A 17,061-nucleotide genomic window follows, 5' to 3' on the forward strand; every position below is an offset into this window, starting at 1 on the left:
CGCGGGCGAGTTCAGCGGTCCTGGGGCACCGCTTCGAGCGCGACGGCCAGTTCGGCGATGTCGGCCGGAGCGGTGAAGGAAAGCCCGGTGAGCTCCTGGATCCGCCGCAGCCGGTACCGGACGGTGTTGCGGTGGCAGTGCAGCTGCTTGCCGCTTCGCTCGGCGGAGCCGTCGTTGTCGAACCAGGCCCGGATCGTGGCGAGCAGGGTGTCGCGGTCTTCGGCGGGCAGTTCGAGGACCGGCCCGAGCACCGCCTGCGCCACCCGGACGCCTTCGGCCGGGGCGTGCGCGACGAGACCGGCGACCCGGCCGGCCCGGAAGGTGCTGACCTGTTTGCTCCCTTCCGGCGCGGACGCCAGCGCGATCCTGGCCAGGCGCACCGCCCGCGGCGTTTCGCCGATGGCCCGGTACGGCTGGCTCACCCCGACCCGGGCCTTGGCGAGCTGCCGCAGCAGCGCCACGAGCCGCTCCGGGTCGCTGTCGGGGAGCGCGACGATCCCGGTCTGCAGGGCGGGCGTGAGCCGCCACACCGAAACCATGCCGTGCTCGGCGAGCCGCTGCTCGATGCCCGGCAGCGGTTCGTCGGCGCGGCGGGTCTCGGCCATGACCACGACCAGCCCGGCGTCCGGCGGGAAGCCGAGCAGCGAGGTGATTTCCCAATGCGTCGTCCCGGCGACCGGTTCCCCGGTGAACAACGCCTCGGCGAGCGCGGACCGGCGCCGCTCGCGCGCCAAGGTCAGTTCGGCCATCGTCGCCCGGTAGGCCTCGGTCAGCTGGATCGCGTACTCGTCGGTGAGCAGCCACAGGCTCCGCCCGGCGGCCAGCATGGCGCGCATCAGCGCGGGCCGCCGGTAGTCCGCCGACGCGGCGAGCGTGTCCCAGAGCGCGGTGAACCCGAGCCGGTAGGCCCGCAGCACCTCGGGCAGCGGCGCGCCCTGCCGCGCTCGCCGGGCTCCGGTCTCGCGCGGCGCGGAGAAGTCGTTGGCTGCCCGCGGATCGCGCAGCGCGGCGATCATGAACCGCAGGTTCGCCTCGACCGAGCGGCGCAGATCCTCCGGCGGGACCAGCCCGTCCTGGCGGTAGATGTCGATCTCGTCCCGCACGCGCGCGACGTGGGTCTCGACGAGCCGGGGCAGCTGCGCCTCGGCCCGCTTGACGAGTTCGTCGAGATCGGTGTTCATGTCCGGTGCCTCCTCGGCCGGGAACCGGGCTCTTGTGCCCGCGGACAGTCCGGATTGGCCTGCCCGACAGTCTTGGTTGCCGCTAGCGCGCGGGCGGTGCGATCCTCCGGAAGCGGCCGGAAGCCCCCGGACTGTCCACAACGGACTCCCCGGTGCGCGCTCACCGGCTCGCGCGCATCAGGTCGACCGCGAACCGCGCGTACTCGGCCGCGATCTGTTCCGCGGAGGTGGGCCCGTCCGCGCGAAACCATTGGGGGAGCGAGGTGCACATGGTCGCCACCGCCCGGGCGGCGTCGCGCGGATGCCGCGTGGCGAACTCCCCGTCCCGGATCGCGGCGTCGACCTCGGCATCGAGCAGCCGCTGGATCTCGGTGCGGCTGGCGGCGATCCGCGACCGGTTCGGCTCCTCGAAGCTCCGCATCTCGCTGGCCCCGATGAAGGCGAGGTCGCGGCGCTGGGCGTGGAACAGCGCGAGCGCCTCGACCATGTTCGCGAAGCGTTCGACCGCGGTGGCGCCGTCCGCGCGGGCGGCGGGTATCCGCCAGTGCAGTTCGGTCATGGCGACGTCGAGAATGGCGGCGAGCAGATGCTGTTTGCTGGGGTAGTGGTGATAGACCCCGGGGACGCTCATCCCGGCGTTCGCCGCCACCAGGCGCATGGTCGCGCCGTGGTATCCGGTGCGGACGAAGGTGGCGATCGCCGCGCGCAGCACCGGGTCGAGGTCCAGCGGCTCGAACGTGCGCCACGGCCGGTCGGCCGCCGGGGGCCGCTCGTCCGGCGCGGCCCGCGCGGCGAGCAGGTCGAGCGCCGACGTGCCCAGCGCGTCGGCGATCCGGCGCAGCCGTTCCACGGTCAGGCCGGTCTTCCCGGTCTCGATCGCGCTCAGCGTCCCGGCGCTGACCCCGATCCGGCGCGCCAGCTCGCGCAGCGACATCCCGGCCCGCGTCCTGGCCTGCCGGACCAGCGGGCCGGCCTCCGGTTCGCCGACCGCCGGTTCGATCGCGAGGTGTTCAGTCATTCTGAACACTGTACCTCAAGCGCGTCCCGTTGTCTGCGCTACTTCGGGGAAGGGTATTGACAAATCGTGCGGTCAGGCTCACGCTGACCTCGCATTGAACACGACCGAACGCTCGTACGGCTTTGTTCAGACCGATTGGCTCGACGTGGAGGATGATCGATGAGCGACGCACCTGCCCTGACCGACCTGCTGGCGAACGCGCCGTCGAACTGGGGGAAGTGGGGTCCCGCCGACGAGGTCGGCGCGCTGAACTACCTGACCGGGGAGCAGGTCCTGCGCGGCGTCGCGGAGATCGGGGCCGGCAAGGTGTTCACGCTGCAGCGGCTGATCGGGGACCCGGCGGGCGAGCCGGTGTGGCCGGGCCGCAGCCCCGCCGAGCGCGAGCAGGTCATCGACGAGTCCGCGTGGGACGAGGGCGGCGACGGCCCGGAATTCCCCGGCGGCCTGCACTACGCCGACGACAAGATCGAAGCGTTCCTGCAGGGCTCGACGCAGTACGACGCGCTGGGCCACGTCTGGTACGACGGCCGGATCTGGAACGGCTACGACGCGCGGAGCACCGTCGGCGGCCTGGAGAAGGCCAGCGTCGCCCCGATCGCCGAGCGCGGCGTGGCCGGCCGCGGGGTGCTGCTGGACATGGCGCGGTTCCGCGGCAAGGACTACCTCGACGCGGGCGAGACCTTCACCCACGAGGACCTGGAGGCGTGCGCCGCGGCGCAGGGCACGGCGATCGAGGACCGGGACATCCTGCTGATCCGCACCAACCACCTGCGGCTGTTCTTCGAACAGGGCGACGCCTTCTACGACGGGTTCTGCGAAGCCGGGCTCGTCTACTCGCCGGAACTCGTCGAATGGTTCCAGCGGCGCGAAATCCCGAACCTGGTCACCGACACGATCGCCAACGAGGTCACCACCGACCCGAACACCGGCGTGGCTTTGGTGCTGCACAACGCGTTGATGCGCAACCTCGGCGTGGTGTTCACCGAGATCTGCGACCTGGAGAAGCTCGCCGCCGACTGCGCCGAGGACGGCAAGTACGCCTTCTTCTACGCCGCGGCCCCGTTGAAGATCCACCGGGCGAGCGGCTCGCCGGTCAACCCGATGGCGGTGAAATGAGCGCCTACACCGCGAAGCCCTGGCTTTCGCTCTACCGCGAGGGCAACCCCGCCGAGATCCGCCCGGAGCACGACACCGCGCTGGCCCTGTTCGACGCGTCGGTGCGCCGCGCCCCGGACACCGTGCTGATCCGCTACTTCGACGGCACGCTGACCGTGCGCGAGGTGGACGAGGCCGCGAACGCGCTGGCGGCCGCGCTCATCGACGACGGATTCGCCCCCGGCGACCGGCTGGCCCTGTTCACCCAGAACAACCCGGCGTACCTCATCGGATTGATCGCGGCCTGGAAGGCCGGCGGCGCGGCCGTGTCGATCAACCCGATGAACCGGGCGCGCGAGCTGAGCTATCTGCTCGCCGACTCCGGCGCGACCGCCCTGCTCGCCCTGGACGAGCTGTACGCCGAGGTCGCCCGCGACGTCATCGCCGACGGCGGGACCGCGGTGCGCACAGTCGTCACCACGTCGGCGCTGGACTGGCAGACCCGTGCCGATCCGCGCCTGTTCGGCGAGGCGGCCCGGCGACGCGACGAGGGCGTCCGCGATCTCGTCCAACTGGTGGCGCAGCACTCCGGACGGGCGATCGCGGCACCGAAGCCGCAGCCTTCCGACCCGGCGGTGCTGACGTACACCTCCGGCACCACCGGAGTCCCCAAGGGTGCGATCAACACCCACCGCAACCTGGCCTTCAACGCACAGACCTACCGAGACTGGATGGGCATCAGCGAAGCCGACACGATCCTTGGCATCGCTCCGCTGTTCCACATCACCGGCCTCGTCGGGCACGCGCTGCTCGCGCTGCTGCTGCCCGCTCCGCTGGTGCTGGCACACCGCTTCCAGCCGGCCGTGATGGTCGACGCCATCCGCGAGCACCGGCCGACCTTCACCATCGGCGCCATCACCGCGTTCACCGCGCTGGCCGGCGTTCCGGGTGTGAGCCGGGAAGACTTCACCTCGCTGACCACGGTCTACTCCGGCGGCGCCGCCATCGCGCCCGCGGTCGCGGAATCGCTCGAGAACCAGCTCGGCATCCAGGTGCACAACGCCTACGGCCTCACCGAAACCAGTTCGCCGTCGCACTGCGTCCCGCGCGGCGTGCGCGCCCCGGTCGATCCCGATTCCGGCGCGCTTTCCATTGGCGTGCCGGTGTTCAACACCGTGGTGCGGGTCCTCGACGAAAGCGGCGCGGAGGTGCCGCCCGGGCAGATCGGCGAGCTGGCGATCGCGGGACCGCAGGTGGTGCCGGGCTACTGGAACAAGCCGGACGCGACCGAGGAATCGCTCCCCGGCGGAGAACTGCGCACCGGCGACGTCGGGTTCATGGACGAGCACGGCTGGTTCTATTTGGTGGACCGCAAGAAGGACATGATCAACGCGGCCGGGTACAAGGTCTGGCCGCGCGAGGTCGAGGACGTGCTCTACACGCATCCCGCGGTCCGCGAAACGGCTGTCGTCGGAGTTCCCGACCCCTACCGCGGCGAGACGGTCAAAGCGTATGTCTCGCTCAACCCCGGCGCCTCGGCGTCCGCGCAGGACCTGGTCGACTACGCGAAGGAGCGGATGGCGGCGTACAAGTACCCCCGGCTCGTCGAATTCCTCGACGAGATCCCGAAAAACGCCTCCGGCAAGATCCTCCGCCGCGAGCTGAGGGACCGGCGATGAGCGGGATCGGCGCCCTGCTCCGGCCGGACCGGCTCGGGCCCGCGCTGGCCGCGGCCCTCGGCGACGACCGGTGGACCGCGTTCGAGGCCGAGCTGATCGCGGGCGGCAAGTCGAATCTCACCTTCGAACTGGCCTGCCCCGCCGGGGCGCTGGTCCTCCGGCGCCCGCCCGAGGGCGACCTCCTGCCGAGCGCCCACGACATGGGGCGGGAGGTGCGGGTCCAGCGGGCGCTGGCGGCGACCGGCGTCCCGGTTCCCGAGATCGTGCTGTTCGAACCGTCGCCCGAACCGCTCGGCGTGCCGTTCTACGTCATGCGCAAGGTTCCCGGCCGGGTGATCCGCGACGCGCTCCCGCCCGGCTACGCGCGGACGGCCGCCGACCGGCACCGGATCGCCGACGCGCTCGTCGACACGCTGGCGGAACTGCACGGCGTCGCCCCGGAATCGGTTGGCCTCGCGGATTTCGGCAGGCCCGAGGGCTTCCTGGCCCGGCAACTGCGCCGCTGGCAAGCACAGTCCGAGGCGAGCCGCACCCGGGAGACGCCCGGTCTCGACGCGCTCGGGCTCGCACTCCGGCGGGCGCTGCCCGAAAGCCCCGCCCCCACCGTGGTGCACGGCGATTTCCGGCTGGACAACTGCCTTCTCGATCCCGCCGATCCCGGCCGGGTGGCCGCCGTGCTCGACTGGGAGCTGTCCACGCTCGGCGATCCGCTCACCGACCTCGGGATGCTGTTGTTCTACTGGCCCGAAGCCGGCGAGCCGCCCACCCCGCTCGTGCCCGGCGTCACCGCCTCGGACGGGTTCCCGCCGCGGTCGTACCTTCTCGACCGCTACGCGCGGCGCACCGGCCGCGACGTGTCCGCGGTCGCGTACTACGAGGCGTTCGCCCGGTTCAAGTTCGCCGTCATCATCCAAGGGGTCGCCGCCCGCTCGGCCGCGGGAACCATGGGCGGACAGGACTTCGGCACGGTCGACGAGGACGTCGTCCGGCTCGCCGAGTCCGGGCTCGCCATCCTGGAGGCGGCGCGGTGACCGGCGTTCTCGACAGCTTCCGCCTCGACGGACGGGTCGCCGTCGTCACCGGGGCCAGTTCCGGGCTCGGCGCCGGATTCGCCCGCGCGCTCAGCGAAGCCGGCGCGACGGTGGCCGTCGCGGCCCGCCGGGCCGAGCCCCTGGAAGCGCTCGCCGGGGAGATCGCCGCGGCGGGAGGCCGGGTGCTGGCCGTGCGCACCGACGTCACCGATCCCGCCGGCTGCACCGCGTTGGCGGAAGCCGTCCTCGAGAAGTTCGGACGGCTCGACGTGCTGGTGAACAACGCCGGGCTCGGCACCGCGGTGCCCGCGCTGCGGGAGACACCGGAAGAATTCCGCGCAGTGGCCGACGTCAACCTCTTCGGCGCGTACTGGATGGCACAGGCCTGCGCGCGGGTGATGGAACCGGGATCGAGCATCGTCAACATCGCCAGCGTGCTCGGGCTGATCAAGTCCTACGCGCCGCAGGCCGCCTACGCGGCGAGCAAGGCCGGGCTGATCGGGCTGACCCGCGACCTGTCGCAGCAGTGGTCCGGGCGGCGGGGCATCCGCGTCAACGCCGTCGCCCCCGGCTATTTCGACAGCGAGATGACCGCGGCGATACCCCGCGCGGAACTCTCCGAGTTCGTCGACCGCACCGCGAGCCTGAAGCGGCTCGGCAGGCAGCGCGAACTCGACACCGCCGTCGTTTTCCTCGCCAGCGACGCTTCCTCTTACATCACCGGGATCACGCTCCCCGTCGACGGCGGCATGTCCGGTCACTGACCACCACGGAGAATCCACAATGGACTTCAGTTTGTCCCCCCGGGCCGCGGAGCTGTCCGAACGGCTGTGGGACTTCATGCGGGAGCACGTCTTCCCCGCCGAAGCGACCTACCGCGACTGGCGGGCCGAGAACCCCGACCACGCCACGCCGCCCGTGCTCGACGACCTCAAACGGGAAGCGCGGCGGCGCGGCCTGTGGAACCTGTTCCTGCCCGCCGTGTCCGGGCTGGACAACGTCGACTACGCCAGTCTCGCCGAGATCTCCGGCTGGTCGCCGGTCCTGGCCCCGGAAGCGATGAACTGCGCCGCCCCGGACACCGGGAACATGGAGATCCTGCAGATGTTCGGCACCGAAGAACAGCGGAGCCGATGGCTGGAACCGCTGCTGGAGGGCAGGATCCGCTCCGCGTTCGCGATGACCGAGCCCGGCGTCGCCGGCTCGGACGCCCGCAACATCGCCACCTCGATCGTCCGCGACGGCGGCGACTACGTCGTCAACGGGCGCAAATGGTGGATCACCGGCGCGGCCGACGAACGCTGCGAGATCTTCGTCGTGATGGGCCGGACCGATCCGGACGCCCCCGCGCACCGCCAGCAGTCGATGCTGCTCGTGCCCCGCGGCACCCCCGGCGTGCGCATCGTCCGGCACCTGCCGATCTTCGGCTACCAGGACCAGCACGGACACTCCGAGATCGCCTTCGACGACGTCCGCGTCCCGGCCGGGAACCGGATCGCCGCCGAGGGCGACGGCTTCATGATCGCCCAGGCCCGGCTCGGGCCCGGCCGGGTGCACCACGCCATGCGGGCGATCGGCATGGCCGAACGGGCGCTGGCGCTGATGGTCGATCGCGCCCGGAACCGGCACGCGTTCGGCGGGCCGCTGGCGGACCAGGGCGTGGTCCGCGACCTGATCGCGCAGTCCCGCATCGAGATCGACCAGGCGCGTCTGCTCGTGCTCAAGACCGCCTGGCTGATCGACCGGCACGGCGCGAAAGGGGCGGCCACGGAGATCGGCGCGATCAAGGTCGCCGCCCCGAACATGGCCGCCGCCGTCATCGACCGGGCCATCGAAGTCTTCGGCGGCGCGGGGGTCAGCGACGACTTCCCGCTCGCCTACTTCTACTCCTGGGCGCGCGTCTTGCGCATCGTCGACGGCCCCGACGCCGTGCACCGCCGCTCCGTCGCCCGCGAGGAACTGCGCCGGGAGCGTCCTTACGTCGGATGACGAGCCAGCCGAAACCAGCCAGGGAAAAGGAGATCCGGATGATCCGGGAAATCGCGCAGATCGAGGTCCGTCCCGGGACGGAGCAGGAGTTCGAGAAGGGAGTGGCAGAGGCCAAGCCGATCTTCGACCGCGCCGACGGATGCCAGGGAGCCGTGCTGTGGCGCAGTATCGAAAATCCGGCACGCTACCGGCTCGTCGTCACCTGGGAGACAGTCGAACACCACACGGTCAAATTCCGCGGATCCCCGGATTTCCAGCGGTGGCGGGAACTCGTGGGCGAGTACTTCGCCGCGCCGCCCGAGGTCGAGCACGTGTACGCCGTCTGAGCCGACGGGAAAGGAGCGAACGCGCATGCGCGCAGCAAGGATCGAGGACGGCCGGTTCGTCCTCGGCGAGGCGGCCGATCCCGTCGCCGCGGACGACCAGGTGGTCGTCCGGGTGCACGCCGCGGGGCTGAACGCGGCGGATCTCCAGCAGGCGCGGGGCGCCTACCCGGCCCCGCCGGGCTGGCCGGAGGACATCCCCGGGCTGGAGATCGCCGGCGTGGTCGAAGAAACCGGCCGCGAGGTGTCCGGATGGAGCCCGGGCGACCGGGTCATGGCGGTGGTGGGCGGCGGCGGGCACGCCGAACGGCTCGCGGTCCCCGCGGGGCTGCTGCTGCCCGTCCCGGACGCGATCGACGACGTCCACGCGGCCGGGTTTCCGGAGGCGTTCAGCACCGCCTGGGACGGGCTCGTCGACCAGGCCGGCGTGCGGCCCGGCGAGCGGGTGCTGGTCACCGGCGCGGCGGGCGGGGTCGGCACCGCGATGGCGCAGGTCGCCGGTCTCGCGGGAGCCGAAGTCGTCGCGAGCGTGCGTCGTGCGGAGCTGCACGCGGGAGTGCGCGAGCTGACGCCGCGGGCGACGGTCGTGACTCCGGACGAGGAAGAGGACCACGGGCCCTACGACGTCATCGTCGAGCTGGTCGGGGGCCCGGACTGCTTGCGGCGCGTGCGGTGGCTCAAGCCGTACGGCCGGATCCTGGTCATCGGCGTCGGCGCGGGGGAGGAGGTGTCGCTGCGGTTGTTCGACCTGATGAAGAACCGCGGCCGGGTGCTCGGCTCGAGCATCCGGTCCCGCAGCACGCACGAGAAGACCGTTCTCGCGCACCGGGTGCGCCAAGGGCTTTTCGGCGCCCTCGCGGCACAAAAGCTCACGGTCCCGATCGACAGCGTTTATCCGTTGGAGCGGGCGCCCGACGCTTATGCCCGGCTGGGCTCGCCGGGCAAACTCGGCAAGGTCGTCCTGCGGACGGTGTGAAATGTCGCGAGCGGACGGCTGCGGCAGTACCGTTCCCGGGGTGGCGGGACAGAGCGAAGAGACCGAGGAGACCTACGATTTCGTGATCGTCGGGTCGGGCGCGGGCGGCGGTCCGCTGGCGGCGAACCTCGCGCGCGCGGGTCATTCGGTGCTGGTGCTCGAAGCGGGCGACGACCACTCCTGCCCGTACTACTCGATCCCGATCATGCAGGCGTATGCCAGCGAAGATCCGGATATGGCCTGGAACTTCTTCGTCCGGCACCACGAAAACGACGCCGCCGAGCGCCGCGACGAGAAGTACGTTCCGCACCGCGGCGGCATCCTGTACCCGCGCGGCGCCACGCTGGGCGGCAGCACCGCGATCAGCGCGATGGTGACCATCTATCCCCATCCGAGCGACTGGGCCCGGCTGGCCTCGCTGACCGGAGACCCCGGATGGTCTCCGGAGGCCATGCGCGCGCACTTCCGGGCGATGGAACGGTGGCGGGGCAAGGACGCCGAGCCGATGCCCGGGGACACCCCCGCCGACCGCGACCGCAAGGCCGGCCACGGCCGCGACGGGTGGCTGGGAACCACCCGCGCGCGGCCGGACATCGGCGGCCGGGAACCGATGTTCCTGCGGATCATCGAGGCGATGGAGAAGACCGCCCGGGAGCGCTTCGGCATCCCGGAGGACGTCTCGCTGCCCCGCGACCCGAACGCTCTCGACACGGTCGAAGCCGGCTTCGCGGGCATGACCTTCATCCCGGTCGCCGTGCGGGACGGAGAACGCAACGGCAGCCGCGAACGGCTCGTCTCGACGCTCGCGGAGTTCCCGGATCGGCTCGCCGTGCGGCTGAACGCACTCGCGACGAGGGTGCTGTTCGACGGCGACCGCGCGACCGGGGTGGAATACGTCGCCGGCAAGAGGATCTACCGGGCCAGCGGCGGCCCCGACGACCGGCCGGGCGGCACGTGTGCGCAGCGAGGAACCGGGAAGGACGAAGACTCCGTTCCCCGGTTCGACCCGGCGCCTCGGCGGGTGTTCGCGCGGCGCGAAGTCATCCTCAGCGGCGGCGCCTGCAACACACCGCAATTGCTCATGCTCTCCGGCATCGGGCCGCGTGCGCACCTCGAGTCGCTCGGGATCGAGGTCCGCGCCGATCTCCCGGGCGTGGGCAAGAACCTCCACGACCGGTACGAGGTGTCGGTCGTGAGCGAAATGGCCCGCGACTACCCGGTGTTCGGCGATTCGCCGCTGGACGTCCCGCCGGACAGCGCCGCCGCGGACGCCCTGTACACGGAATGGGAAACCGACCGCGACGGGCCGTACACCACGAACGGTTCCCTCGCGGCCATCGTCGCCAAGTCGAGCGTTTCGGACGGCGACCCGGATCTGATCGTCTTCGCGCTGCCCATCGACTTCCGCGGCTATTACCCGGGCTATGCCCCGGACGCCGTCGCGCACAAGAACCGGATGTCCGTGCTGGTGCTCAAGGGCCACACCCGCAACCGCGCGGGCACGGTCGCTCTCGTCTCCGCCGACCCGCTGGACGCCCCGGACATCCGCTTCCGGTACTTCGAGGACGGCTCGGCCGGCTGGGAGGACGACCTCGCCGGAGTCGTCGAAGGCATCGAGATCGCCCGGGACGTGGCACGGCACGCGGGCGACATCGTCCGCGGGGAACTGCTTCCGGGCCCGGACGTCCGCACCCGGGACCGGCTCGCCGAGTTCGTCCGCACCCAGGCCTGGGGACACCACGCCTGCGGCACGGCGAAGATCGGCGCCGGCGACGACCCGGACGGCGTGCTCGACGGCCAGTTCCGCGTCCGCGGAGTCTCGGGACTGCGCGTCGTCGACGCCTCGGTCTTCCCCGACATCCCAGGCTTTTTCATCGCCAGCGCCGTCTACTTGGCCAGCGAGAAGGCGAGCGCGGACATCCTCGCCGACCATCCTGTCCCCGGCAGGCGCAGCTAGCCGCCGGAGAACGGCCCGGGCGGGGTCAGGTCCCGCCGGCCCGGAAGTCGCCCGGGGTCAAGCCGAAGTGCTTCCGGAAGACCCGGGAGAGATGGCTCTGGTCGGCGAATCCGCATTCGTGCGCGATCGCCGAGATCGGGCGGTCGCTGCGGCGGAGGAGCTGCCGCACCCGGTCGAGACGCTGCCGCAGCACGAATTCGTGCGGAGTCTTGCCAGTGGCCGCGCGGAACTGGCGGGAGAAATGGAAGCGGCTGAGCGAAACCGAGCCGGCCAGCTCGTCGAGGGTCACGTTGCGGTGCAGGTTGGCGGCCATGTACTCGGTCACCGTGTCGAGCTGGCGCGACGTCAGCCCTCGCGCGGCCCGGATCGGGGCGAAGGCGATCCTGGCGTGGTTGCGCAGCAGCTGCACGCCCAGCTGGATCGTGAGCGCGTCCACGACGAGGTGCCAGCCCGCCTGCGGTTCGCGCGCCTCGCGGGCCAGGTTCATCAGGGTCTGGAACAGATGCGGGTCGTCGGCCCTGAGCGTGTCGGTCAGCTCGATGCCGGAGATCTCGCGATCGAACATGTCGCGGCAGGTCTGTTCCAGGTGTGCGGCCCGGACGTAGCTGTGGATCACGTCGATCCGGCCCGGCCATTCCCACTGCGTCTCCGCGCCGGAGGTCAGCAGCGTCACGTCCCCCGGGCGGACCTCGTCCTCGCTCCACGGCCCCCCGAGCCGCCGGCGCATCAGGGTCGACCCTCGCCGGTAGCCGATCACCAGGTAGTCGCGCAGCGGCGGCACGTCGACGACATGACCGGGATAGGAGTACCCGCGCAGCGTGAGGCCGGGCCACTCCCGCGCGGGACTGTGCAAGGTCAGCTTTCCCGGCACCCAGCGCGGCACTTCATCGACTTTGATGGCAGCGTGCACGTCGTCTCCACGATGAGAACCCGTCGCTTCGATGCGGCCGGTCCACCGGGGCCCGGCACGGCGACGTCCAACCGTCACACATCGGACGGCCGTCCGCAACGAGCGACCGGGGACCCGGTGGGACCGGCTCAGCCCAGGGGACCGGGAATTCAGGGGACTAAGGATGCCGCAGCGCATCCTCCCACTGGGCCACGCTGGCCTCCGGCTGCTCCAGCATCGGGTAGTGCCCGGCGCCCTCGAGCCGGACCAGATCGGCCCGCGCGAGGCCGGTGACGGTCTCGTCGAGGTAGGCGGCGTTCACGAGCCCGTCGTCCGCGCCGTAGCAGATCCGGACCGGCCCCGGGAAAGCGCCGAGTTCCTTCACGAAGTCGGCGCCGGTCCAGTTCTTCAGATAGGCCGACCACGTCGCCTGGTCCATCGTTTGGTGGCACCTCGCGACGAGGTTCGCCACCTGACGGTCGGTGAGGTTCGGGGCGAGGGGCTGCAGCACCGGTGCCGGGGTGGGGAACGAGGCGTCGAATCCCGCGTAGGTGTCCTGCGGGAGCGGGGTTCCGCCCGCCGCCACGGGCGTCAGCGCGACCACGCCGTGCACCCGGTCCGGGGCCAGCGTGGCGAGCCTGATCGCGGCGGCTCCGCCCATGGAGTGGCCGAGGACCGAGAAGCGGTCCCAGCCCAGCTCGCCGGCGGCTGCCAGGGCGTCCCGCGCCATCTCGTCCAGACCCGCGGCCGGTGCTTCCTTGCTGGCCGCCCCGTATCCGGGGAAGTCGAGATAGGCGTAGGTGAAGCGCGCCAGGTCGGTGAAGGAGCGGGACATCGCCCAGACCGTGCTGTCCAATGCCCACCCGTGCAGGACCAGGACGCGTGCCGGTCCGGCCCCCTCGATCGTAGCTACCGCTGCCATGACGGCCTTTCTTCGTCGGACCGGTGCGCGCGGCACCGGGGTTGGTGGTCGGGGGTCGGACGGGGTGGTGCGAAGCGGACCATCTCAGCGGGCGAGCCAGACCCGCGGTTCCCAGCCGCGACGGAACGTCCCGCGCAGCCGGGCCGCCGCGTCCGCCAGCGCGGCCTTCCCCTCGGGCATCGCCTCGGCGAGCGAGACGAACCCGTGGATTTGGCCGGTGAAGCGTTGCAAGGTCACCGTGGTCCCGGCCGCGGCGAGGTCGGCGGCGAACTTCTCCGCGTCGTCGCGGGTGGGGTCGCATTCGGCCACGATCACGTGGGCCTCGGGCAGCTCCGCCAGCGATTTCGCGGCCAGCGGCGAAATCCGCCAGTCCGTGCCGTCCCCACCGTCGAGGTAGTGGTCGAAGAACCACTCCATCATGGCCTTGGTCAGGAAGTAGCCATCGCCGTACGCGGCATAGGATTCCGCGTCGGTTTGCCGGGTCACCACCGGGTAGAACAGCAGCTGGTGGACGAGCCGCGGTCCGGCCGCTTCCCTCGCCATGAGCGCTACCACTGCGGCGAGATTGGCCCCGGCGCTGTCACCGCCCACGGCGATGCGTTCCGGGTCGGCGTTGACGAGCGCGGCGTTGTCGGCCACCCACTGGGTCACCGCGTGGCACTGCTCGGCGGCGATGGGCGCCCTGGCCTCCGGGGAAAGGCTGTACCCGACCGAGGCGACGACCGCGTGGCTGTGCGTGGCGAGGTAGGAGCAGACGCCGTCCGCGGTGTCCAGGTCCCCGAGCACCCACCCGCCGCCGTGGAAGTAAACCAGCACGGGGAAGGGACCAGATCCCTCCGGCGTGTACAGCCGCACCGGCACGTCGCCGTGCGGAGTCTCGACAGACCGCTCTTCGATGCGGGCCGCTGCGGAAGTCGCGATCCCGTATGCCGAAACCGCGCCGGCGAATGCCTCGCGGGCGGCGGGCACCGGCAATGCGTTCAGCGGCGGCAAACCTGAGGCAGCGAGCCCTTCGAGCCACTGCGCGGTGCGTGCGTCGAGCGACATGATCATCTCCGTTCATCGGGGGTGCGGATCGGCGGTGCCGCGCCGTCCGGTCCGGCGGGCACGGGTGCCGGAAGTGAAGACGGCAAAGGGGCGGGATCCTCAGCGGAGCACGAAATGGTCCGTCTTCCCGGCCGCGTTCACGTCGCACAAGCGCCGGTACTCGGGGAAGCCGCCAGCCCAGGACATCACCAGCCGCGGCTCGTCCGCGCCGGCCGCCGCGCGGGTCCACCACGACGAGGTCTCGGGGATCAGCGTCGAGTTCGCGATCTCCGAATGCAGCGCGAAGAACTCCTCCTCGGCCGCTTCGGTCGGCTCCATGGCGACGTGGCCGTTGGCGTCGAGGTACTGGATCCAGTCCAGGATCCACTCGGCCTGCTGCTCGATCAGCGTGGGGCCGTTGGTGAACGGGGCGGGGTTGTACGGGCCGCAGTAGAGCATGAACATGTTGGGGAACTTCGCGCTCATCAGGCCCAGGTGGTTGCGCGGGCGATCGGCCCACCGGGCCGTCAGCGGCAGTTCGTCGCGCCCCCGGATGGCGATCTTGCTCAGCGAACCGGTGTAGGAGTCGAAACCGGTGGCGAGCAGGATGACGTCGGCCTCGTGCTCGGTCCCGTCGGCCAGCCGGATCGCGTTCGAGGTGACGGCGTCGACCGGGTTCGCCTTGATGTCGACGACGTGGACGTTGTCCCGGTTGAGCGCCGAGTAGTAGCCGTGCTCCAGCGGAGGACGCTTGGTCAGCCACGGGTCGGTCGGCGTGACGAGTCCGGCGGTCGCGGGGTCGCGCACCAGCGTCCGGATCTTCTCCCGGAGGAAGTCCATCGTCGTGTCGTTGGCCTCCCGGCTGGCCAGGACGTCGGCGAACAGGAACAGGAAGGTGAACCCGCCCTGCTCCCAGCTCTTCTGGTACGCCGCCTGCCGCTCGGCCGGGGACGTATCGAGCGCCGTGCCGAGAAAATCGTAGGGAAACCCGCCGAAGGTGTTCCGGGAATAGCCGAGGATCTCGGTGATCGCCTCTTTCGTCGCTTCGACGTCCGCCTCGGCGAGAACATGGTTGCGGCCCGGCACGAGATGGCAGGGATTCCGGATGAAATGCCGGACGGAGTCCGCCGTCTTCGCCACCTCGGGCACGATCTGGACACCGGTGGCTCCGTTTCCGATGACCGCGACCCGTTTTCCGGCGAAGTCGATGCCGTCCTTCGGGAACTGTGCCGAATGGTGGCAGGGCCCCTGGAAGTCCGCGAGCCCGGGGAAGTCCGGGACGTTCGGGTCGGACAGAGCGCCGACGGCCGGGATGAAGTAGCGCGCGGTCGCGACGGAGCCTTGCTCGGTGGTCAGCGTCCAGAGCGCCGCCTGCTCGTCGTAGACGGCGGAGCGCAGCCGCGTGTCGAAGTCGATGTCCCGCCGGAGGTCCAGCCGGTCGGCGACCCAGTTGAAGTAACGTTCCAGTTCGGGCTGGCTCGAGTAGCGCTCCCGCCAGCCCCACTCCCGCACGAGATCCTCGTCGAACCATTCCGAGAAGCAGTAGATCATGCTGTCGGAGTCGGTCCGCGCTCCCGGATAGCGGTTCCAGTACCAGGCGCCGCCTACTCCGCTGCCGGCTTCGTAGAGCCGGGCGGACAGACCCAGGTCGCGCAGTCGTTTGAGGATGTAGAGACCGGAAAATCCGGCGCCGATCACGATCGCGTCGTAATCGGCTTCAACGCTGTGGGACGTCGTTGTCACAGTCGTCATCCTTCGGTGTGGCGATTCGATCCGGTGCGCGGTCAGCGCGCCGGCCCCCCGCGAAAGAGGTGGCGCGGGAACTGTGCCGGCACCGCGAATAACCGGTTGATCAGCGATTTCCGAAACTGTAGCGGGATGGCTCCCAGCGAGGGGAGGACGTTTCTGCGGGGTTTCTTGGACGTTCTTGCGGTCGAGCCGGAGGCTGGCGCCCGCGGGGTTCCGGAGCCGGTCCGCGCAGTCGCCGCGGCGCACGATTGAGATGCGGCGCAGCGGGTAGCCGGGGGTAAGCCAGACAGTTCGACGGATCGTGGGAGAACGAGCATGGCCACCCAGAGGATGTTGATCATCGTCACGAACGCCCGGGAGTACGAGAAGGCCGGGATGCGGACCGGGCTGTGGCTGGGCGAGCTGACCCACTTCTACGACTGCGCCCAAGAAAACGGCTTCGACCTCGACCTCGCCAGCCCGGCGGGCGGGTACGTGCCGATCGACCCCGAGAGCCTGGCCCACGACGTCCTCGGCGAGCTGGGCACGGACCGGCGGTACCGCGATCGCGAGTTCATGGACCTGCTGGTGAACACCAAGAAAGCCGGTGAGGTGAACGTCGAGGACTACGACGCGATCTACTTCACCGGCGGCCACGGGGTCATGTTCGACTTCCGGGACAAGGAACTGGCCGAGCTGACCGCCCGCTTCTACGGCAGCGGGCGGATCGTGTCCGCGGTCTGCCACGGCCCGGCCGGCCTGCTGGAGGTCGTCCGGGACGACGGGGCCCCGCTGGTGAAGGGCAAGAACGTGACGGGGTTCTCCTGGCCGGAGGAGGAAGCCGCGCAGCGCGCCGACGCGGTGCCGTTCAGCTTGCAGGACGAACTGAAAAAGCGCGGAGCGAACTACAGCATCGCCGACAAGCCGTTCGATCCGTACGTGGTGACCGACGGCCGGCTGATCACCGGTCAGAACCCTAGCAGCGCTCGCCCTGTCGCCGAAGCCGTCGTCGCCGCGTTGCGGGCCTGACGACCGGCTCCGGCAGCAGTGTCCCGAGCCGCGGTGCTGCTCGGGTCCGAACGCCCCGGAGGAACGCGATCACCGGACGCTGGGCGAAGGCACTGCGCCGAACTGCCAGACCGCACGCTGATCCGGAACGAGACCCACCCGCTGCGCGCTTGGCGAGTGCGAGCGGCATGGCAACCGGCACCGAACCACCGAGCACTGGCTGCCGCGGCATCGCTGCG

15 protein-coding genes are annotated in these 17,061 nt (G+C 70.9%); 9 read left to right on the forward strand and 6 right to left on the reverse strand.

Annotated features, from left to right (window positions below):
• Positions 1-11: 11 nt before the first annotated feature.
• Both F9C12_RS34375 and F9C12_RS34380 read right to left on the reverse strand, forming a co-directional pair.
• Positions 12-1,181, reverse strand: a complete 1,170-nt coding sequence (locus F9C12_RS34375; protein ID WP_409185916.1) for a PucR family transcriptional regulator — start codon at positions 1,179-1,181, stop codon at positions 12-14.
• A gap of 160 nt (positions 1,182-1,341) precedes the next feature.
• Positions 1,342-2,199, reverse strand: coding sequence for a TetR family transcriptional regulator (locus F9C12_RS34380; RefSeq protein ID WP_409185917.1), 858 nt, complete (start codon positions 2,197-2,199; stop codon positions 1,342-1,344).
• Between the two features lie 159 nt (positions 2,200-2,358).
• On the opposite strand from F9C12_RS34380, the gene F9C12_RS34385 reads away from it, so the two are divergent.
• From F9C12_RS34385 to F9C12_RS34420, 8 genes are read left to right on the forward strand one after another with little or no spacing between them, the layout of a single operon-like run.
• Positions 2,359-3,315 carry a cyclase family protein gene (locus F9C12_RS34385; protein ID WP_409185918.1) on the forward strand — a complete coding sequence of 319 codons (957 nt, stop codon included), beginning with the start codon at positions 2,359-2,361 and terminating at the stop codon, positions 3,313-3,315.
• Complete coding sequence (locus F9C12_RS34390; protein WP_409463181.1) at positions 3,312-4,973, forward strand: AMP-binding protein; 1,662 nt, start codon at positions 3,312-3,314, stop codon at positions 4,971-4,973. The genes F9C12_RS34385 and F9C12_RS34390 overlap by 4 nt, the downstream gene beginning before the upstream one ends.
• Complete coding sequence (locus F9C12_RS34395) at positions 4,970-6,004, forward strand: phosphotransferase family protein (RefSeq protein ID WP_409463182.1); 1,035 nt, start codon at positions 4,970-4,972, stop codon at positions 6,002-6,004. Before F9C12_RS34390 ends, F9C12_RS34395 begins: the two co-directional genes overlap by 4 nt.
• Positions 6,001-6,768 (forward strand): SDR family NAD(P)-dependent oxidoreductase, encoded by a 768-nt coding sequence (locus F9C12_RS34400; protein WP_409463183.1) that lies wholly within the window; start codon positions 6,001-6,003, stop codon positions 6,766-6,768. The genes F9C12_RS34395 and F9C12_RS34400 overlap by 4 nt, the downstream gene beginning before the upstream one ends.
• A 19-nt stretch (positions 6,769-6,787) precedes the next feature.
• A complete protein-coding gene (locus tag F9C12_RS34405; RefSeq protein WP_409463184.1) occupies positions 6,788-7,993 on the forward strand; it encodes an acyl-CoA dehydrogenase family protein in 1,206 nt (401 codons plus the stop codon).
• Between the two features lie 38 nt (positions 7,994-8,031).
• Positions 8,032-8,319, forward strand: coding sequence for an antibiotic biosynthesis monooxygenase family protein (locus F9C12_RS34410; protein WP_409463185.1), 288 nt, complete (start codon positions 8,032-8,034; stop codon positions 8,317-8,319).
• Positions 8,320-8,344: 25 nt separating this feature from the next.
• Complete coding sequence (locus F9C12_RS34415) at positions 8,345-9,292, forward strand: alcohol dehydrogenase catalytic domain-containing protein (RefSeq protein WP_409463186.1); 948 nt, start codon at positions 8,345-8,347, stop codon at positions 9,290-9,292.
• A gap of 40 nt (positions 9,293-9,332) precedes the next feature.
• Positions 9,333-11,249, forward strand: a complete 1,917-nt coding sequence (locus F9C12_RS34420; protein WP_409463187.1) for a GMC family oxidoreductase — start codon at positions 9,333-9,335, stop codon at positions 11,247-11,249.
• A gap of 25 nt (positions 11,250-11,274) precedes the next feature.
• Here the strand turns inward: F9C12_RS34420 and F9C12_RS34425 are convergent, their stop codons facing one another.
• The 4 genes from F9C12_RS34425 to F9C12_RS34440 form a co-directional block, all read right to left on the reverse strand.
• Complete coding sequence (locus tag F9C12_RS34425; protein ID WP_409463188.1) at positions 11,275-12,159, reverse strand: helix-turn-helix domain-containing protein; 885 nt, start codon at positions 12,157-12,159, stop codon at positions 11,275-11,277.
• A gap of 157 nt (positions 12,160-12,316) precedes the next feature.
• The gene (locus tag F9C12_RS34430) at positions 12,317-13,060 is read right to left on the reverse strand and encodes an alpha/beta fold hydrolase (RefSeq protein ID WP_409463189.1); all 744 of its coding nucleotides are present in this window, start codon (positions 13,058-13,060) and stop codon (positions 12,317-12,319) included.
• An 84-nt stretch (positions 13,061-13,144) separates the two neighbouring features.
• Positions 13,145-14,107 carry an alpha/beta hydrolase gene (locus F9C12_RS34435; RefSeq protein ID WP_409463190.1) on the reverse strand — a complete coding sequence of 321 codons (963 nt, stop codon included), beginning with the start codon at positions 14,105-14,107 and terminating at the stop codon, positions 13,145-13,147.
• Between the two features lie 99 nt (positions 14,108-14,206).
• Positions 14,207-15,829 carry a flavin-containing monooxygenase gene (locus F9C12_RS34440; RefSeq protein ID WP_409463191.1) on the reverse strand — a complete coding sequence of 541 codons (1,623 nt, stop codon included), beginning with the start codon at positions 15,827-15,829 and terminating at the stop codon, positions 14,207-14,209.
• Between the two features lie 321 nt (positions 15,830-16,150).
• Here F9C12_RS34440 and F9C12_RS34445 point away from each other — a divergent pair, with 321 nt between their 5' ends.
• Positions 16,151-16,843 carry a type 1 glutamine amidotransferase domain-containing protein gene (locus F9C12_RS34445; protein ID WP_409463192.1) on the forward strand — a complete coding sequence of 231 codons (693 nt, stop codon included), beginning with the start codon at positions 16,151-16,153 and terminating at the stop codon, positions 16,841-16,843.
• Positions 16,844-17,061: the final 218 nt, after the last annotated feature.

Origin of the sequence: Amycolatopsis sp. GA6-003 (assembly GCF_046267895.1) — a bacterium.
In the GTDB taxonomy this organism is placed as follows: domain Bacteria; phylum Actinomycetota; class Actinomycetes; order Mycobacteriales; family Pseudonocardiaceae; genus Amycolatopsis.

Coding starts and splice junctions, on each gene's coding strand:
- F9C12_RS34445 (WP_409463192.1), top strand. CDS start 16,151: ATGGCCACCCAGAGGATGTTGATCATCGTCACGAACGCCCGGGAGTAC.
- F9C12_RS34390 (WP_409463181.1), top strand. CDS start 3,312: ATGAGCGCCTACACCGCGAAGCCCTGGCTTTCGCTCTACCGCGAGGGC.
- F9C12_RS34380 (WP_409185917.1), bottom strand. CDS start 2,199: ATGACTGAACACCTCGCGATCGAACCGGCGGTCGGCGAACCGGAGGCC.
- F9C12_RS34405 (WP_409463184.1), top strand. CDS start 6,788: ATGGACTTCAGTTTGTCCCCCCGGGCCGCGGAGCTGTCCGAACGGCTG.
- F9C12_RS34385 (WP_409185918.1), top strand. CDS start 2,359: ATGAGCGACGCACCTGCCCTGACCGACCTGCTGGCGAACGCGCCGTCG.
- F9C12_RS34410 (WP_409463185.1), top strand. CDS start 8,032: ATGATCCGGGAAATCGCGCAGATCGAGGTCCGTCCCGGGACGGAGCAG.
- F9C12_RS34395 (WP_409463182.1), top strand. CDS start 4,970: ATGAGCGGGATCGGCGCCCTGCTCCGGCCGGACCGGCTCGGGCCCGCG.
- F9C12_RS34435 (WP_409463190.1), bottom strand. CDS start 14,107: ATGTCGCTCGACGCACGCACCGCGCAGTGGCTCGAAGGGCTCGCTGCC.
- F9C12_RS34415 (WP_409463186.1), top strand. CDS start 8,345: ATGCGCGCAGCAAGGATCGAGGACGGCCGGTTCGTCCTCGGCGAGGCG.
- F9C12_RS34375 (WP_409185916.1), bottom strand. CDS start 1,181: ATGAACACCGATCTCGACGAACTCGTCAAGCGGGCCGAGGCGCAGCTG.
- F9C12_RS34430 (WP_409463189.1), bottom strand. CDS start 13,060: ATGGCAGCGGTAGCTACGATCGAGGGGGCCGGACCGGCACGCGTCCTG.